We start from the raw sequence: 18,948 nt of genomic DNA, 5'->3' as shown, positions 1-18,948 counted from the left end.
TAATGAAACATATAAACTATAAATTTTTAACGATATTTTACTTATCACTAATGGTTTTAGCTTGTGGAAATAAGGAGAACCATACTCATAGCGATGGATATTCCCATAATGAAGAAGTCAAAACAACTGAAAAAGAAGAAGTTGAGCACGAAGACGACGACGTAATGCTTACAAATCAACAGTTTGAAGCACTTAAAATAAAGATAGACACGCTTGCGTTACGCCATATGAGTGGTTATGTTGAAGCTAATGGCACGTTGGAAGTTCCTCCACAAAATGAAGCTGCCATCACGACCGTTGTTGGTGCAAATGTGGTATCTATTGCCGTTATTGAAGGGGATAAGGTTGCTAAAGGTCAGATAGTGGCTTATCTTTCGCATCCCAGTATTATACAAATGCAAACCGATTATTTAAATGCCTGTAGCCATAGTAATTTTTTAAAGAAAAATTATGAACGTCAACAAAAATTGTATGATGCAGGTGTGGGTTCTGGCGCCAATTTTCAAAAGGCAGAAGCAGAATATGATGCCTCAAAAGCTATGGTAAATGGACTGGAGGCGCAACTAAAAATACTAAATATCAATACAGCGTCTGTCCAAAATGGTGTTATAGCACAACGCATTGCTTTACGTACCCCTATAGAGGGCTTTGTACAAAAAGTTGAAGTAAAAACAGGGCAGTATGTTGAACCACAAACCGAGTTGTTTGAGATTGTAAATACACACCACGTTCACGCCGATGTTATGGTGTTTGAAAAAGATGTATATAAAGTAAAGGAAGGTCAAAAAGTAACGTTTACAGTACAGTCTGTGCCAAACACTGAACTTACAGCAGAAATCTATTCGGTTAGTAAAACCTTTGAAGACAATCCGAAAGCGGTTCATGTACACGCTGAAATTGAAAACAAAACAGGCCATTTAATTCCTGGGATGTATATTCAGGGTAGAATTCAAGTAGATAATATACAAACCTTAGCATTACCGGAAAGTGCCATTGTAAAAGATGGCGATCGGTTTTATGTGTTTTCAGCAGAAAAAGAAAATGACGATTGGTCGTTCTCGCCTGTTGAAGTTATTCTGGGTGCTAAAGATGGTAATTGGGTTGCGATTCAATTTTTAGAAGACCCAAAACCTCATACGGCATTTGCCTACAACAATGCCTATTACCTCATTGCAGAAATGAAGAAAGGCGAAGCAGAACACGAACATTAACATTAACTATGGAAACCATAGAACACCTATTAGAATCAAAAAACATTCGGGTTACCGCAATGCGCTTATTAATTTATAAGTTTTTGTCAAAAAAGCAGATCGCTGTAACCTTGACCGATATTGAAAATGCTTTCGCAAAAGCAGATAGGACGACCCTGTACAGAACTATGAAAACTTTTGAAGAAAATGCTATTGTGCATCAAATAGACGATGGCACAGGGATTATTAAATATGCGCTGTGTGAACATGATTGTAATTATGAGATTGAAACCGACCTGCACCTGCATTTCCACTGTAATAACTGCAATGAAACCATCTGCTTGACCGATCATAAAATCCCTCAAATAAAAGTCCCAGATGGCTTTATTTCAGAAAATATAAACTTGGTGGTAAAAGGCATTTGTGATAAATGTAGTGGGCAATAATGCACTTCCATTGCGTCCTTATTAATGGCATCTTTGTTATTTATAAAACAGAACAATGAAAAAAAAGAGCGTCAATCTAAGAGATATACAAAATAAAAAAGACGAACATGGTCAGGGCGGCGATTATGTCGATAGAGGCAAATCCAATAGGCTAAGAGCTTATATGCCTGCAATCATAAGTTTTACAATGCTTATGACGGGTATCGCTTTAGATTATTTTGATGTCTCGTTTTTTAAAGATTGGTCTCGCATCGTATGGTACATTTTTGCCTATTTGCCAGTTGGCTTACCTGTAGTAAAAGAAGGATGGGAAAGTATTAAAAAAGGCAATGTGTTTACAGAGTTCTTTTTAATGTCAATTGCTACCATAGGTGCTTTTGTAATTGGGGAATACCCAGAAGGTGTAGCGGTAATGTTATTCTATGCCGTAGGTGAATTGTTCCAAAATGCAGCAGTAAAAAAAGCCAAAGGAAATATTAAAGACTTACTCGATGTAAGACCAAAAGCAGCCAATGTGTTTCGAAATGATGATTATATAAGTATATCGCCAGAAGATGTGAACATTGGTGAAAAAATACAAATACGTGTGGGTGAAAAGGTGCCTTTAGATGGTGTCTTACTTTCTGAAAAAGGGTCTTTTAATACTGCAGCCTTAACAGGTGAAAGCAAACCCGATACCATTGCTAAGGGCGATAAGGTATTCGCAGGAAGCATTAACCTTGATGGTGTTATCGAAATAGAAACTACCAAAGCGTTTAAAGACAGTTCCATAGCCCGTATTCTCGAAATGGTACAGAACGCCATGGCTCGTAAATCGAAAACAGAATTATTCATAAGGCAGTTTGCACGTATTTATACACCCATTGTCGTGTTTTTAGCTGTTGGAGTCACACTGTTACCGTACTTTTTTGTAGAAGATTATGTCTTTAGGGATTGGCTGTATAGAGCCTTAATTTTCTTAGTAATCTCCTGTCCTTGTGCTTTGGTGATTTCCATTCCACTTGGGTATTTTGGAGGCTTGGGAGCTGCTTCAAAAAATGGGATTTTGTTTAAAGGAGCTTCTTTTCTTGATGCCATGACTAAAATAAATACCTTGGTAATGGACAAAACAGGAACTGTTACTAAAGGCGTTTTCAGAATAAAAGAAATCAAAACGTTTGGTTGGGAAGAAAAAGAATTCATGAATTACCTATTGGCTATGGAAGCACAATCTACCCATCCCATAGCACAAGCCATTTTGGAATATAAAGAAAAAGACAATGAATTTAAGGCCCAAAACGTTACTGAAATTGCAGGTAAAGGATTGAAAGGCAAAGTAAATGGCAGGTCAGTTTTAGTTGGAAATAAGGATTTAATGGTTTCAAACAATATAGAGGTGTCCAATGAAATAGAATCCATTGTAGAATCTATTGCTTTGGTGGCCATCGATACTAAATTTGCAGGCTATGTTGTTATTGCGGATGAGTTAAAAGAAGATGCAAAAGAAACGATTATGGCGCTTCATAAAGTAGGCATTAAAAACATTATGATGCTTTCTGGAGATAAAGATTCCATTACCCAACGAGTAGCTTCCCAATTAGGTATTGAAAAAGCAAAAGGTGGATTATTACCAGAAGACAAATTTAATGAAGTAGAAATCTTAAAACAAAATCCAGCAAATAAAATAGCTTTTATTGGTGATGGCATTAATGATGCGCCTGTTTTGGCAGCAAGCGATGTTGGTATTGCCATGGGAGGTTTAGGAAGTGATGTTGCTATTGAAGCCGCAGATGTGATTATTCAAACCGACCAACCTTCAAAAGTTATAAAAGCCATAAAAATAGGTCGTTCTACGCGTAAGATCGTTTGGCAAAATATTATATTGGCATTTGGAGTTAAAGTAATTGTATTGATTTTAGGAGCATGTGGTTTAGCCACCATGTGGGAAGCGGTTTTTGCAGATGTAGGTGTGGCATTGTTAGCCATATTGAATGCAGTTAGATTACAGCGGATGAATTGGGGTTAGTTAAAATATCACATTATAAAAGGATCATTTTGGAGCCAATTGAAAAAAGTTAAGATGAGTTCTATATAATAAAATCAATCCAATGCATTTTTTGTTACAAACCATCTCCACCCAATAATTGCCATTTGCAACTTGGTTGCTTTAGTTAAATCCAATTGTTTTTTAGAATAACTGGGTAGTATCAGTTTATTAACCTTTGCTAAAAATTTGAATACTTGCTTTTTCATTTTTAAAATACTTCAGAAAACAAAAATAGTAAAACTTATTCTAGACTAAGTTTTACGTTTGTTGTCTTATATAATCGAAAGTATAATAACGATTATAAGTTTGGCAAGTGTTATCATCATTTTAGGTTTTTTAAGGTTAGTAAATAGTTTAATAACATCAATGTTCATTGAAGGTACATTTTTACTAAAATATAAACCTGAAATTTTATAAAAATCTATGAATTTGCATACAAATATGTAAGTCTAAAAATGATATATCTATTAATATTTTATGACGTGTCTTGTATGATGTTATGAAATGTAATCATATATTATATTTTTAATTTCATTTTAAAACATTTATAGGCCTTTTTTGGAGCTTTTTTTGTTAAGCAAGGGGCTGTTTGTTATAAAAACGGCATGATTTATCAATTTGATCTTTTTATGTTTAATAATTTTATGAACTGTATATAGCTTAGTTAAAGTTTTACATAGAAACTTAAAAATAGTTTAAGAGCGATATATTTGTAAAAAAAAGTTTCTATGAAAGTAAGTCTCCTCTTATTTCTTATTTTTTTTATATCACGATTGGGTTTTAGCCAAATAGTAATAAATGAATTAGATTGCGACACACCCGGAATTGATGAAGTGGAGTTTGTGGAATTATTATCCGAAACCCCAAATTTTTCATTGGATGGATTTGTGCTGGTTTTTTTTAATGGCTCAACTAACGGGCAACATACAAGTTATTTGGCTTTAGACTTGGATGGTTACGAAACTGATGTTAATGGAGTGCTATTAATTGGTAGTACAAACCTGTCGCCGTTTCCCCAATATGTTATAGCACCAAATAGTATTCAAAATGGCGTAGATGCCGTAGCTATTTATAAGGCTGATGACTTAGATTTTGAAGAACCAGTAAAGGCTTATGTAGACGATACGCTTATTGACGTTTTAATCTATGGAACAACACAATCAGATGGAAATGAATTTGTTTCTATTTTTTCGGCATTTAAACCAAGCATCCAAATAATTAGCGAAGGTGCAACCAATAATACCAACTCAATCCAAAGGAATACCGATGGCACTTATACCGTAAAATCACCGACACCAAGGCAGTTAAATGATGGCAGTGGAGTGGTTTTAAATGGTATTTTAATGACGATAGCACAAACGAGTTATAATGAAGGTGAGACGTTTGATATTGTATTAACCTCAGAACAAGCCCTAACCTCAGATATGAATGTTACCATTACCTTAAATAATGGGACTTTTAATACCTCAGATTTTACAGGGAATACCTCTATAACCATTCTAAATGGTACGCGTACATCTTCAACAAGTATGACGTTAGTTGATGATGATTTTGACGAAGGAGACGAAGAAATGCTTGTTAAATTATCGGGTCTTGTATCGCCCAATTATTCATTAAATAATAATTTACGAATTCGGGTTGTTGATAATGATTTTCAAGTGGCACCTTTTGGAACGCCTATAAATCCCACTTATGGAATGGTGGCAAGTACACAGCCGGCAGGTTATTATAATCGTTTAGAAGGACAATTTGGTAGTGCTTTACATCAAGCCCTGCAAGATATTATAGCCGAAGAAGGCCTGGTAAAAGCACAAACTTATGCAGATGTTATTGATATTTTAAAAGAAGCCGACCAAAACCCGGCACATAGCAATCAGGTTTGGTTGGTATATAAAGAAATGGGGCGTGCTAAGCTGGATTACCAAACAACTTCCAATAGTATTGGTAAATGGAACAAAGAACATACATTTCCACGTTCGCGAGGCGGATTTAAGAGTATCGATTTAGATGATATTGCCGATGGTAAGAACGTATTTTGGAATACAACAGCCGATTCTTTACGTCATGGAAACTCCGATGCGCATGCATTACGAGCAGCCGATGGGCCAGAGAATAGCAGTAGGGGAAACCAGTTTTATGGCGAGTACAACGGCCCTTCAGGTACTTTAGGTAAGTTTAAAGGCGATGTGGCTCGAAGTGTCTTTTATATGGCAGTGCGATATAACGGATTGGAAATTGTAAATGGTTATCCCGAAGGTATTACAGGGCAATTTGGGGATTTAGAAACGCTTTTGGATTGGCATAGAAACGATCCGCCAGACGATTTTGAAATGAACAGAAACAACGTGGTTTATACTTGGCAGTACAATCGAAACCCGTTTATAGATCACCCCGATTTGGTTGAATATTTATGGGGAAATAGGGTTGGGCAAGTGTGGAGCCAGGCATTAAGCGTGCATGATGGCAAAGCATCTTCTATTAAAATATTCCCAAACCCTACAGCGGGCACTTTTTTTATTAATGGTATAAAAAATGAAAGTACTGTAGAAGTGTTATCTTTAGATGGTAGAAAATTGAAAAGCTTTAAAATTTATGCCAATTCTGAAATAGATTTGGATGTATCAAGCGGTATGTATTTGCTTCATGTAAATTATGAAGGCAACACCAAAACACATAAAATAGTGGTTAATTAGTGTTGTAAACCTATAAGACCTCACAGGTTTTTGAAACCTGTGAGGTCTTATATTCTAAAAGGAAATCACTTCTTTTTAGTCGTTATTTCAATAACGCCATTTTTTGCTTTTTCTCCGAATTTTTTAATGACTTCTTTTCCTTTGAGTACATTCATAGTTTCTATATTTTCTGGGGATAGCCGTTCTGCTTCTTTTAAAGTTTTTTCCTTACCATCAATAAATACTAAGGTTCCTTCGTCTTTTACTTTGAGAATGGCACTACCGTCATAAGAAGTTAGATTTCCTTCTTTCATTGAGGTTGCTTTGTTAACTACGCTACCGTTGTTCATTTCAATTTTGTATTCTTTTTTTGTTGTAAGTATAAAGACCCCATTTTTACCTCTGTCACCGTAAGTTTTAGTGGCACTTGTATCTGTTAAAAGAGTTATTGTCCCAATGTCATTTTGGTCTAACGCTTGAAATTCTTCTTTTGTTATTTCTTTGCCATCAACTATAAATAAAGGTTCTTTGTCTGCAGATGTAACAATCTTTACTTTAGACTTACTTTCAGTATGAACACGAACCTTTTTGTCTTCATCTGAAACCCAATTTAAACCAACTCTTTTTTTAGAAGGCTGAGAATTAGAAGGGTAAAAACTTGTAGTATCTGAAACGGCATTTTTTCCAACGGTTATCTTCCAAGTTTTTAAATCGTTACCTGTATTTTTATTGTATTTAATTGTATCTCCATTTTTTATTATAACTTCTTCTTTTATAATAGTATCATCGTCGTCGTCAGAGGAAATTACAATTACCCTTTTTTTATGTCTAGAATGAACAACTTTATCTTCATCATCTTCTTCGTCATCAGAAATAATAACCACATGTTTTTCTTTCATCATGTTGCCGTTACCAATGGAGATATCATTATTGTTCAAGCTTATTTTTATCGGACTTATTGGTTTATCTCCATCAATGCTATAATTGGCATTTGAAGATTTTGAAGTTACTTCAATTTTAATGGCAGTAATTTCATTTTTATTATTACGCTTTATGCCCTTAAATTTTGCGATATAACCTTCGTATTTTAGTTCTTTTTGTAGGTTTTCTAAATCGGCTTCAGTAAATTCCTTGAAAATAATAACTTCTACCACATCATTCTCCATTGAAGTTTCAGTAGAAGGTTTTTGCTGCTCAACATAAACTTCTTCCGTATTAAAACTCATGAGAAATACAGCAAGAAGCGGCATAACCAAAGCATACTTAAATTGATTGATTTTTTTTGATTTTGATTTGTGTAACATAACGATTCGTTTTTTGATTAATGATGTGTAAAAATTATTGGTTAAAGCCATTTGATGAGATGGCATGGTTGTTTTAAGTAAAGTATATTGATAGCTTTTTTTGCAGTCGGTTTTGGTTGCAGTAACCGCATCGGCTATAAATTCTAAATTTTGTTTTAAATCTTTGTTATATAGCCAGATAAATGGATTAAACCAAAGTACAGCACAACTTATATGCGCTATTAATATATCGAATGAATGGCTTTGTTTTGCGTGTACCTTTTCGTGGGTAATTATTTGTTCAAGCTCTGTTTTATTAAATTGTATTGGGTTATAGACTATCCAATTAAAAAACGAAAATGGCGATACAACATTAGTTGTTTTTATAAATCTATAACCATCAATTTTTTCACCTTTGTTTTTAATAAACACTAAAGCCAAAGATGTAAACTGAACAATAAACCGAATAGAAAAAGACACAACCCCTAAGCCATAAATTATTGGGAAATAATCTAATAAATTAAAGGGTTTTTCTGTGTTTTCGGGAGCAATAGGTGTTTCAAAAATATAACCGGAAAAGTCTAAAGGGGGCGCCTTTACATAAATGGGTATGACTATAAAAGGCAGTAAAAAGGCAGCAACTAATCCTATTAACAAAAACCATCTATTCAGATCAAAAAAGGTTTCGCGTTGTAATAAAATTTTATAAATTATATAAAATAAAGCTATAATAGCACTGGCTTTTATTAAATATTCCATAATTATTTGTCCTTTTCTATTAAAGCAATAATCTCTTTCAAGTCTTCAACGCTAATCTTTTCTTCTTTAGCAAAAAAGGATACCATATTTTTATACGAATTATTAAAATAGTTATCAATAGCCACCGTCATAAAACGCTTTTTATAGTCCTCTTTACTTACAATGGGGTAGTATTGGTGGGTCTTTCCGTAGGCATTATAACTAACATAGCCTTTGTCTTCTAAGTTTCTAATAATTGTTGAAAGGGTATTGTAATGCGGTTTGTCATCTTTAATTTCAGCTAAAACATCTTTTACAAAAGCATTTTCAAGCTTCCATAAAATATGCATGATTTCCTCTTCTTTATTTGTTAACTTTTCCATTGAATTGTGTTTTTAGGGCGTTACCACAAGGGTCGGGTTTTTCACTATATCTTTTTTGCTTTAATGGCAAAAAAGGATGCCGCTGCAACCCCTAACGCAATACAAACGTATAACTATTTTTATAGTTATACAACTATATATTTAGTTATTTAACTAAAATTTAAGTTTTCATTTGTTGTTTAACAGAGCTCAGAAGCCTAATTTTAGCTTAGGATAAAAACTTTTAACTTTTAACTTCAAACTTTTAACTTTCATTTATCTTCGCAAAAAAAATAATAGAATGAGTATAGTTTGGGTTGTTTTAGGATTTACATTATTAGTAGTAGGTGGGGAGTTCCTTGTTAGGTCGTCGGTAGCTTTATCATTTAAGTTTAATATATCTAAAATGGTAATAGGCATGACAGTGGTATCGTTTGCAACTTCAGCCCCCGAATTATTAGTAAGTCTACAAGCAGCTTTGTCGGGTTCGCCAGCTATCGCCATAACCAATGTGGTGGGTTCTAATATTGCGAATATAGGTTTGGTGTTAGGCGTTACGGCTATGGTAGGGACTATTGCTGTAGATAAAGCTTTTTACCGACTTAATTGGCCAGTTATGATGGTGTTCTCCATCGTGCTATACTATTTTCTTAAAAACGACAATGTGCTTTCGGCTTTTGAGGGTATTGTGCTTTTTTTAGGCTTGGTTCTATTTTTGATAATTTTGATAAGAAGTACAAAAAAAGATACTGTTGTAGAAGAAGTTGACGAAACATTGGCTGTGGTTTCCAATTTTAAAATAGGTACATGGTTGACCATTGGTGCGGTGTCGTTGTATTTTGGTAGTGAGTGGTTGGTAGAAGGAGCTAAAGCCATTGCTTTGTCTATAGGGGTTAGTGAAGCGGTAATAGGGGTGTCTTTAATAGCTATAGGTACAAGTGTTCCGGAATTAGCGGCATCTGTTATTGCAGCTGCTAAACAGGAAAAGGCCATTTCTTTGGGTAATTTAATAGGTTCCAATATTTTTAATATCGCTTCAGTTTTAGGTTTAACAGCTATTATTAAGCCCATACCTGTTACAGAACCATTAATACTTACAAGTGATATTTTTTGGATGTTAGGTTTTGCTTTTGTGTTGTTCCCGTTAGTGCTTTTGCCTAAGAAGTTTGAAATTAACCGAGCTAAAGGATTCTTTTTGGTCTTTGTTTATGGTATTTTTATGTTTTTACTGTTTACTTCTGGAAAGTGATTTACTAGCTATACTTAATTCGTAATACGAATCAAGGGTTGAAAAAGAGTCATCCCAATCAGGGTTTTAAACCCTGATTGGGCTAAATTTCCTTAAAGCTAGCAAACTCCAATTTTCCTAACTTCAATAGGACTCTTCTTAATTATAAAAAAACGATGTCGTACTATTTGGGTAATCTTTGTTTAAAGAATAAACCAACAAAAAAAGTAGGGATTATTAATTTCAGAAGTACACTTGTTGAATATTAACATTCTTTAAAATCCAACCCTTGATTCGCATTAGTAATAAGAAAGGGTTTGCAATTTGCAAACCCTTTCTTATTATGAACAAAATGTATTTAAAATTAAATCTTTGCAGATTTAACAGTTTTAACAATTCTAGCTGCAATTTTGTATGGATCACCATTAGAAGCAGGACGTCTATCTTCTAACCAACCTTTCCAACCTTTATTTACAGTAATTAAAGGGATACGAATCGATGCACCTCTATCAGAAATTCCATAAGAGAAATCAGTAATAGAAGCTGTTTCGTGTTTACCTGTTAAACGTTGGTCGTTAAACTCACCGTAAACTTCAATATGTTCTTTTACAACAGGACGGAACGCTTCACATATTTTCTCGTAAACTTCTTTAGAACCACAAGTTCTTAAAGTAGAATTAGAGAAGTTAGCGTGCATACCAGAACCATTCCAATCCATATCTTTTCCAAGTGGTTTTGGGTGGTATTCGATATAGAAACCGTATTTTTCAGTTAATCTGTCTAGTAAATATCTAGCAATCCATAATTCATCACCAGCTAATTTTGCGCCTTTAGCAAACAATTGGAATTCCCATTGTCCACAAGCAACTTCTTGGTTAATTCCTTCAAAATTTAAACCAGCTTGGATACATAAATCCGCATGCTCTTCAACTAAATCCCTACCGTGTGTATTTTTTCCACCAACAGAACAGTAATACATGCCTTGTGGAGCAGGATAACCACCAACAGGGAAACCAAGTGGTAACTGTGTTGCTGTATCCATTATAAAATATTCTTGCTCAAAACCAAACCAGAAATCATCATTGTCATCATCAATAGTAGATCTACCATTAGATTCGTGAGGTGTTCCATCGGCATTCATAACTTCAGTCATTACTAAATATCCATTCACACGCTCTGGATCTGGATAAATTGCTACAGGCACTAATAAACAGTCTGAAGATCCACCTTCTGCTTGTCTTGTAGAAGATCCGTCAAAAGACCAGTTTCCTATTTCTTCAAGAGTTCCTTTAAAGTTTTCATGCTCTTCTACTTTGGTTTTACTTCTCATGTTTTGAGTTGGGTAATAACCGTCTAACCAAATGTATTCTAATTTAATTTTTGCCATAATTTTTTAAAATGAGAAATTAATAATATTTCAACAAATATATATTTTTATTAAGATACTTTATATCCAAGGGGGTATTAAAGTAAAAACCTAAGTTATTTTTATTTATACCCTATTTTTTTAAGGCTTCTATTAAAAAAAGTATATTTTTTTATATAAATAATGAAAAATTCTTAACACAAAGAAAAACATATGTTTATGCTATATTTACGATATTATTACTTTTGTAAAAAAAATCAATAACTTAAATTAATAAGAGCCAATGTCTACTTTAAGATTTCATGCTGTAAAAGAATCGCTTGCTAATAAACCTGTTTTGGTTGAAGAGAAAGAGCGTCGTTCAGATTTGTTTGGAAAAAACGTTTTTAACGAGAATACCATGCGTCAATATTTAACCAAAGATGCTTTTGTTGGTGTTATGAATGCGATTCAATTTGGTAAAAAAATTGATAGAAATATTGCAGATCAAGTATCGTCTTCCATGAAAGATTGGGCATTATCAAAAGGAGTGACGCATTACACACATTGGTTTCAACCATTAACGGGAACAACTGCCGAAAAGCACGATGCCTTTTTTGAAACCATCGGTAATGGTATGGCTATTGAAAAATTTGGAGGCAGCCAATTGGTGCAACAAGAACCTGATGCTTCCAGTTTTCCAAGTGGCGGTATTAGAAATACATTTGAAGCTAGAGGCTACACCGCTTGGGATCCTACATCGCCTGCGTTTATTTATGGTACGACACTTTGTATTCCAACTATATTTGTGGCATATACAGGTGAAGCATTAGATTATAAAACGCCGCTATTAAGAGCCTTAAATGCGGTTGATAATGCAGCAACCGATGTCTGTAAATATTTCGACAAAAATGTAAAGAAGGTAACCTCGTCTTTAGGTTGGGAGCAGGAATATTTTTTAATCGATAAAATGTTAGCGGCCAGTAGACCAGATATTATATTAACAGGAAGAACCTTGTTAGGGCATTCTTCCGCAAAAGGGCAACAGTTAGACGACCATTATTTTGGGTCTATCCCAAACAGGGCATTAAATTTTATGCGTGAACTGGAAACCGAATGCATGCTATTAGGTATTCCTGTTAAAACACGTCATAATGAAGTAGCGCCCAACCAATTTGAATTAGCACCAATTTTTGAGGAAGCTAATTTGGCGGTAGATCATAATTCGTTATTGATGGATATTATGGGTAGGGTTGCTTCACGTCATAATTTTAAAGTGTTGTTGCACGAAAAACCATTTGCCGGCATTAATGGATCGGGTAAGCATAATAATTGGTCGCTTTCAACCGATACGGGTGTCAATTTATTAGCACCAGGAAAAACCCCGATGAGCAATCTCCAATTTTTAACCTTTTTTATTAATACTATAAAAGCGGTTCACGAAAACGAAGCATTGTTGAGAGCATCTATAGCATCGGCAAGTAATGATCATAGGTTGGGTGCAAACGAAGCGCCTCCTGCAATTATTTCAGTGTTTATTGGTCAGCAATTAACCAAGGTTTTGGAAGAACTGGAAGGGGTAACAAAAGGAAAGCTTTCGCCAGAAGAAAAAACAGAACTTAAACTAAACGTTGTTGGTAAAATACCAGATGTTTTACTAGATAATACTGATAGAAACCGAACATCGCCTTTTGCATTCACTGGTAATAAATTTGAGTTTAGAGCTGTTGGGTCTTTAGCAAATTGCGGCAATCCAATGACGGTTTTAAATACTATTGTAGCCAAACAGTTAATAGATTTTAAGAAAGAAGTAGATACTTTAATTGATAAAAAAGAATTAAAGAAAGATGAAGCCGTTTTTAATGTATTGAGAGAATATATAAAATCTACAAAAGCTATTTTGTTTGAAGGAAATGGCTATGGAAAAGAATGGGAAGATGAAGCTAAAAAACGTGGTTTAAGCAACAATAAAAATACACCAGAAGCTTTAAAAGCTAAAGTTTCAAAAAAATCAATCGCATTATTTGAAGACATGAATGTGATGAGTAAAATAGAATCTGAAGCACGTTATGAAATAGAAATGGAAGCCTACATCATGCACATTCAAATTGAAGGACGTGTGTTAGGTGACATTGCCCGCAATCATATCGTGCCAACCGCAGTTAAGTATCAAAATATTCTAATTGAGAATGTTAAAGGTTTAAAAGAGATTTTTGAAGACAACTACAAAAAGGTATCACAAGAACAAATTAATTTAATTCAAGTTATTTCAAGCCATATTGAGGCTATCAATGCGAACGTTACCAAAATGACCGATGAGCGCAGAAAAGCCAATACCATAGAAAATATAGAAGATAAAGCCTTGGCGTATTGCTACCAAGTAAGGCCTTTGTTCGATGATATCCGTAAACACTGTGACAAGTTGGAATTATTGGTGGACGATGAAATTTGGCCACTAACAAAATATCGTGAACTTTTATTTACCCGATAAAATGTAATTTTCAAAATCCCGTTGTAAAAAGCGGGATTTTTTAATTCAAAAAATTAACTTTGCACCTCAATATCATACTATGGGTCAAGAAGTTTCTAAACGCTATGCGCAACGTGGTGTTTCTGCATCAAAAGAGGATGTTCACAATGCCATAAAGAACATCGATAAAGGATTATTTCCTAAAGCATTCTGTAAAATAGTTCCAGATTATTTGACAAATGATGACGATTATTGTTTGATTATGCATGCAGATGGTGCGGGAACAAAGTCTTCTCTTGCTTATATGTATTGGAAAGAAACTGGAGATATTTCTGTCTGGAAAGGCATTGCGCAAGATGCTTTAATTATGAACATTGACGATTTATTGTGTGTTGGTGCGACCGATAATATCTTGCTTTCATCAACCATCGGGAGAAATAAAAATTTAATCCCAGGTGAGGTGCTTTCAGCAATAATAAATGGTACTGAAGAATTGATTTCTGAATTAAGGAATTTCGGTGTGACCATTCATTCCACAGGTGGTGAAACAGCTGATGTGGGCGATTTAGTGCGTACCATCATAGTCGATTCTACCGTAACCGCACGTATGAAACGCAGCGATGTCATTGATAACGCCAATATTAAAGCTGGAGATGTTATTGTAGGGTTAGAGAGTTATGGGCAAGCAACTTACGAAAAAGCCTATAATGGCGGTATGGGTAGCAACGGATTGACCTCTGCGCGTCATGATGTTTTTAATACCTATTTAGCACATAAATATCCTGAAAGTTTTGATGCATCGGTTCCAGAAGATTTGGTGTACTCAGGAAATGTGAGATTAACAGATGCTGTTAAGGATTCTCCAATAGATGCTGGTAAGCTTGTTTTGTCTCCAACACGTACCTATGCGCCAATCATCAAAAAAATAGTATCAGAATTTAAAAGTGATAAACTTCACGGTATGGTGCATTGCTCAGGTGGGGCGCAAACTAAAATTCTTCATTTTGTTGATGAATTTCATATTATTAAAGACAATATGTTTCCTGTTCCACCACTGTTTAAGTTAATACAGGAACAATCAAAAACAGATTGGAAGGAAATGTATCAAGTGTTTAACTGCGGACACAGAATGGAGTTGTATGTAGCACCAGAAATTGCAGAGAACATCATTACTATATCAAAAGCATTTAATGTGGCTGCTAAAATTATTGGTCGTGTTGAAGCATCAAAAACTAAAAAGCTTACAATAAAAAGTGAGTTTGGGGAGTTTACTTATTAGATTTTTGTCTTTTTCGTTAAAACGGAATGATTATTGATAAAAACGTAATTTATCAAAACCAACTTTACATTATGAAGCACGTTTTATTAGTAGCTGTTTGTCTCTTTTTTCAGCTTGTACAATCTCAACCAGACACTTTATTTTTAAGAACAAAAGCACCAAAGTATGATGGTCCAGTATGGATTCAAAAAAATAAAGCTTCCGTAAATTTAAGCGAAGTCGCTTTTGTTAATTGGAATTCCGGAGGTACTAATTCTATTTCTGGTCTTTTAGGAGTGGAATCTTCGGCCAATTATACCGATAAGTATTTTTCATGGCGAAACGATGTTGTAATTAATTATGGTGTTAATAAACAGCAAGACAGAGAGCTGAGAAAAACCGAGGATTTGTTTGAACTAAATTCAGATATTGGGTTTAAGCCAGATAGTATTTCAGATTGGTATTATTCAGCAAAACTTAATTTTAGAACCCAATTGGCAAACGGTTATCGGTATCCAGATAAAGACATGCCAATTTCAAGGTTGATGGCTCCGGGTTATTTGTTCTTTGGGGGTGGAATGGAATATGGTAAAAATATAGAGCAATTATCATTTTACTTTTCACCACTAACATTGAAAGCAACATTTGTATTAGATGAAAATTTAGCAAATGAAGGCAAGTTTGGTGTTGCGCCTGCTGTTTTAGATAGTGAGGGCAACGTTATTGTTCCGGGAGAACGTGTTAGGAAAGAAGTAGGTGTTTTGATAAATAATAGCTACGAAATGGAAGTTACCACAAATGTTAAGGTAAAGCAGCAGGTAAGTCTTTATTCCGATTACATAAATAACTTTGGAAATGTAGATGTTGATTGGAGACTTGATTTCGATTTTAAAGTAAATCATTTTATAAAAGCAACACTTGGCTCCCATTTAAGATATGACGACGATATTAAAACTACAATACCTTCAGAGATTGAAGGAGAGACCGATGAAGCTGGGGCTAGAGTGCAATGGAAACAGTTTTTAGGTATTGGTTTTGCAGTTGATTTTTAAATTGTTTGTTTAGTATTGATTTTGAAAATTTGTTAACTTTTTAATGTTAATAAATAATTAAATCACTGATAATCAATTATTTGGTATAAGTACTTTGTAAACTTTATGACATTTATCATGTTTTAAGTTTTATTTTTTTTGTTACTTTATGGCTATTATTAGTAATGATAATTAATCTCCATAAATAAAACAAAATGAATCAAGAAGTCGCCAAAACACCACCCAAAACGTATTCGCAAGATGAAGCTTTCAATGCTTCCTTGAACTATTTCAACCAAGATGACCTTGCTGCACGTGTATGGTTAAATAAATATGCCCTAAAAGATTCTGAAGGGAATATTTATGAATTAACCCCAAATGACATGCACCAGCGTATTGCTAGAGAATTAGCAAGAGTTGAAAAAAAATATGCAAACCCACTATCTGAAGAGGCCATTTTCGATTTAATTAAAGACTTTAAATACATCGTTCCCCAAGGTAGTCCCATGGCAGGAATTGGAAATCCATACCAAATCGCATCACTTTCAAATTGTTTTGTTATTGGAAATGCGGGGGATTCCGATTCTTATGGAGCCGTCATGAAAATTGACCAGGAGCAGGTGCAACTTATGAAACGTCGTGGAGGTGTTGGTCACGATTTGTCACATATACGCCCTAAAGGTTCCCCGGTAAACAACTCAGCGTTGACATCTACGGGCATTGTTCCTTTTATGGAACGCTACTCAAATTCAACCAGGGAAGTTGCGCAGGATGGTAGGCGAGGTGCGCTTATGTTGTCGGTTTCTATTAATCATCCAGATTCAGAAGATTTTATAAACGCCAAGTTAGAACAGGGTAAAGTTACGGGTGCCAATGTATCGGTTAGAATAGACGATGCTTTTATGGAAGCGGTTAAAAATGATACTGAATACACCCAAAAATACCCAATCTTTAGTAGTCAGCCAAAAGTATCAAGAACCATTGACGCTAATTCATTATGGAAAAAAATAGTACATAATGCTTGGAAATCTGCCGAACCCGGTATTTTGTTTTGGGACACTATAATTAATGAATCTGTACCCGATTGTTATGCCGATTTAGGTTATAAAACGGTCTCTACAAACCCATGTGGCGAAATCCCGTTGTGTCCTTATGATTCATGTAGATTGTTGGCTATTAACTTATTCTCTTATGTAGAAAATCCATTTACAAAAGAGGCTAGTTTTAATTTTGAATTATTCAAAAAACACATAGCGGCAGCGCAACGTATTATGGATGATATTATCGATTTGGAATTGGATAAAATTGATAATATTCTTCGTAAAATAGATGAAGATCCAGAGTCGGATGAGGTAAAAGCAATCGAGCGTAACCTATGGATTAACATAAAAAAGAAAGCCCAAGAAGGTAGAAGAACAGGTATTGGCATCACCGCCGAAGGTGATATGTTAGCCGCTTTAGGAATTAAGTACGGAAGTGAAGCAGGTAATGCGTTTTCGTTAGAAGTTCATAAAACTATTGCCATTGAAGCGTATAGAGGTTCGGTACATTTGGCGAAAGAGCGCGGTGCGTTTTTGGTTTTCGATGCAGAACGCGAAAAAAACAATCCGTTTATTCAACGTTTAAAAGATGCCGACAGTCAATTATATTATGAAATGTTGGAATATGGCAGACGCAATATAGCCTTATTAACCATTGCTCCAACCGGGACCACAAGTTTAATGACGCAAACCACTTCTGGTATCGAACCTGTGTTTTTGCCCGTTTATAAACGAAGAAGAAAAGTAAATCCAAACGATAAGGAAGCACGTATAGATTTTGTTGATGAAGTAGGTGATTCTTGGGAAGAATATGTGGTATTCCATCATCGCTTCAAGCAATGGATGGAAGTGAACGGTATGGATACTTCTAAAAATTATTCCCAAAAAGAGATTGATAAATTGATTAAAAAATCGCCTTACCATAAAGCAACGTCCAACGATGTGGATTGGTTAAGCAAGGTAAGTATGCAGGGCGCAATCCAAAAATGGGTAGATCATTCCATAAGTGTCACCATTAATTTGCCTAACGATGCAACTGAAGATTTAGTTGGCGCCTTGTATTTAAAAGCATGGGAAGTAGGTTGTAAAGGCGTAACCGTTTATAGGGATGGTTCGCGTTCGGGTGTGCTAATTGCTAATGATGAGAAAGAAGACAAGCAGCAAGAATCCTTAACGCCTTTTCCTGTAAAACGTCCGCAAATCTTAGAAGCCGATGTCGTTCGTTTTCAAAATAGCAAAGAAAAATGGATTGCCTTTATAGGGTTGATAGAAGGCAGGCCTTATGAGATTTTTACAGGTTTAGCCGATGATGAAGATGGTATTTTAATACCACGTTGGGTAAACGAAGGGTTAATCATTAAAAATAGAAATGAAGATGGTACGTCTCGTTACGATTTTCAGTATAAAAACATAAGAGGCTATAAAACCACTATAGAAGGCTTATCGCATAAGTTTAACCCAGAGTTTTGGAACTATGCCAAGCTTATTTCAAGTACACTGCGTCACGGGATGCCTATCGATAAAATTGTCGATTTAATTAATAGTTTACAACTAGATAGCGAATCTATTAACACGTGGAAAAATGGAGTGGTACGTGCTTTAAAACGTTATGTTGAAGATGGTACTCAAGTAAAAGGACAAACCTGCGATACTTGTAAATCGGAGAATTTAATATACCAAGAAGGCTGCTTAACCTGTAAGGATTGCGGATCTTCTAAATGTGGATAATATTTTTAATAATGATTTTTAAAAAAGGAAGTTGATTTTTTGATTGGCTTCCTTTTTGTTTTTGGTTTGGATGGGGCGCTACTTGCTTGACGTTTCGCCTCGATATGTGATCGTGATTAAGAAATGGATAA

Annotated in this window: 13 protein-coding genes; 9 read left to right on the top strand and 4 right to left on the bottom strand. The window is 34.8% G+C overall.

Annotated features, from left to right (window positions below; translation table 11 throughout):
• Positions 1-2: 2 nt before the first annotated feature.
• Genes ACGLWY_RS00520 through ACGLWY_RS00510 form a run of 3 tightly spaced genes read left to right on the top strand, consistent with a single transcriptional unit; the run spans position 3 to position 3,641 of the window.
• Positions 3-1,211: an efflux RND transporter periplasmic adaptor subunit gene (locus ACGLWY_RS00520; RefSeq protein ID WP_396617739.1), complete on the top strand. Its 1,209-nt coding sequence runs from the start codon at positions 3-5 to the stop codon at positions 1,209-1,211.
• A gap of 8 nt (positions 1,212-1,219) precedes the next feature.
• Positions 1,220-1,636: a Fur family transcriptional regulator gene (locus ACGLWY_RS00515; RefSeq protein ID WP_396617738.1), complete on the top strand. Its 417-nt coding sequence runs from the start codon at positions 1,220-1,222 to the stop codon at positions 1,634-1,636.
• Between the two features lie 55 nt (positions 1,637-1,691).
• Positions 1,692-3,641 carry a heavy metal translocating P-type ATPase gene (locus tag ACGLWY_RS00510; RefSeq protein WP_396617737.1) on the top strand — a complete coding sequence of 650 codons (1,950 nt, stop codon included), beginning with the start codon at positions 1,692-1,694 and terminating at the stop codon, positions 3,639-3,641.
• Positions 3,642-3,715: 74 nt separating this feature from the next.
• Here the strand turns inward: ACGLWY_RS00510 and ACGLWY_RS00505 are convergent, their stop codons facing one another.
• On the bottom strand, positions 3,716-3,868 hold the full coding sequence (locus ACGLWY_RS00505) for an SsrA-binding protein (RefSeq protein ID WP_396617736.1): 153 nt from the start codon (positions 3,866-3,868) through the stop codon (positions 3,716-3,718).
• Positions 3,869-4,390: 522 nt separating this feature from the next.
• Here ACGLWY_RS00505 and ACGLWY_RS00500 point away from each other — a divergent pair.
• Positions 4,391-6,355 carry an endonuclease gene (locus ACGLWY_RS00500; RefSeq protein WP_396617735.1) on the top strand — a complete coding sequence of 655 codons (1,965 nt, stop codon included), beginning with the start codon at positions 4,391-4,393 and terminating at the stop codon, positions 6,353-6,355.
• Positions 6,356-6,420: 65 nt separating this feature from the next.
• On the opposite strand, the gene ACGLWY_RS00495 is transcribed toward ACGLWY_RS00500, so the two are convergent.
• Both ACGLWY_RS00495 and ACGLWY_RS00490 read right to left on the bottom strand, forming a co-directional pair.
• On the bottom strand, positions 6,421-8,376 hold the full coding sequence (locus tag ACGLWY_RS00495) for a M56 family metallopeptidase (RefSeq protein ID WP_396617734.1): 1,956 nt from the start codon (positions 8,374-8,376) through the stop codon (positions 6,421-6,423).
• Positions 8,377-8,378: 2 nt separating this feature from the next.
• The gene (locus tag ACGLWY_RS00490; RefSeq protein ID WP_396617733.1) at positions 8,379-8,738 is read right to left on the bottom strand and encodes a BlaI/MecI/CopY family transcriptional regulator; all 360 of its coding nucleotides are present in this window, start codon (positions 8,736-8,738) and stop codon (positions 8,379-8,381) included.
• Between the two features lie 280 nt (positions 8,739-9,018).
• Between ACGLWY_RS00490 and ACGLWY_RS00485 the strand changes: the two genes are divergently transcribed.
• Entirely contained in the window at positions 9,019-9,966 is a 948-nt protein-coding gene (locus ACGLWY_RS00485; protein WP_396617732.1) for a calcium/sodium antiporter, read from the top strand.
• A 343-nt stretch (positions 9,967-10,309) separates the two neighbouring features.
• On the opposite strand, the gene ACGLWY_RS00480 is transcribed toward ACGLWY_RS00485, so the two are convergent.
• Positions 10,310-11,332 (bottom strand): glutamine synthetase beta-grasp domain-containing protein, encoded by a 1,023-nt coding sequence (locus ACGLWY_RS00480; protein ID WP_396617731.1) that lies wholly within the window; start codon positions 11,330-11,332, stop codon positions 10,310-10,312.
• Between the two features lie 262 nt (positions 11,333-11,594).
• Here ACGLWY_RS00480 and ACGLWY_RS00475 point away from each other — a divergent pair, with 262 nt between their 5' ends.
• The 4 genes from ACGLWY_RS00475 (at position 11,595) to ACGLWY_RS00460 (ending at position 18,817) form a co-directional block, all read left to right on the top strand.
• Positions 11,595-13,781, top strand: a complete 2,187-nt coding sequence (locus ACGLWY_RS00475; protein ID WP_396617730.1) for a glutamine synthetase III — start codon at positions 11,595-11,597, stop codon at positions 13,779-13,781.
• Positions 13,782-13,860: 79 nt separating this feature from the next.
• The gene (locus tag ACGLWY_RS00470; protein WP_396617729.1) at positions 13,861-15,039 is read left to right on the top strand and encodes an AIR synthase related protein; all 1,179 of its coding nucleotides are present in this window, start codon (positions 13,861-13,863) and stop codon (positions 15,037-15,039) included.
• A 71-nt stretch (positions 15,040-15,110) separates the two neighbouring features.
• Positions 15,111-16,070, top strand: a complete 960-nt coding sequence (locus ACGLWY_RS00465; protein ID WP_396617728.1) for a DUF3078 domain-containing protein — start codon at positions 15,111-15,113, stop codon at positions 16,068-16,070.
• A 194-nt stretch (positions 16,071-16,264) separates the two neighbouring features.
• On the top strand, positions 16,265-18,817 hold the full coding sequence (locus ACGLWY_RS00460) for an adenosylcobalamin-dependent ribonucleoside-diphosphate reductase (protein WP_396617727.1): 2,553 nt from the start codon (positions 16,265-16,267) through the stop codon (positions 18,815-18,817).
• Positions 18,818-18,948: the final 131 nt, after the last annotated feature.

It is taken from the genome of Mariniflexile sp. HMF6888 (assembly GCF_044335535.1).
GTDB lineage: Bacteria > Bacteroidota > Bacteroidia > Flavobacteriales > Flavobacteriaceae > Mariniflexile.
This window is presented reverse-complemented; position numbering and strand designations above follow the sequence as displayed.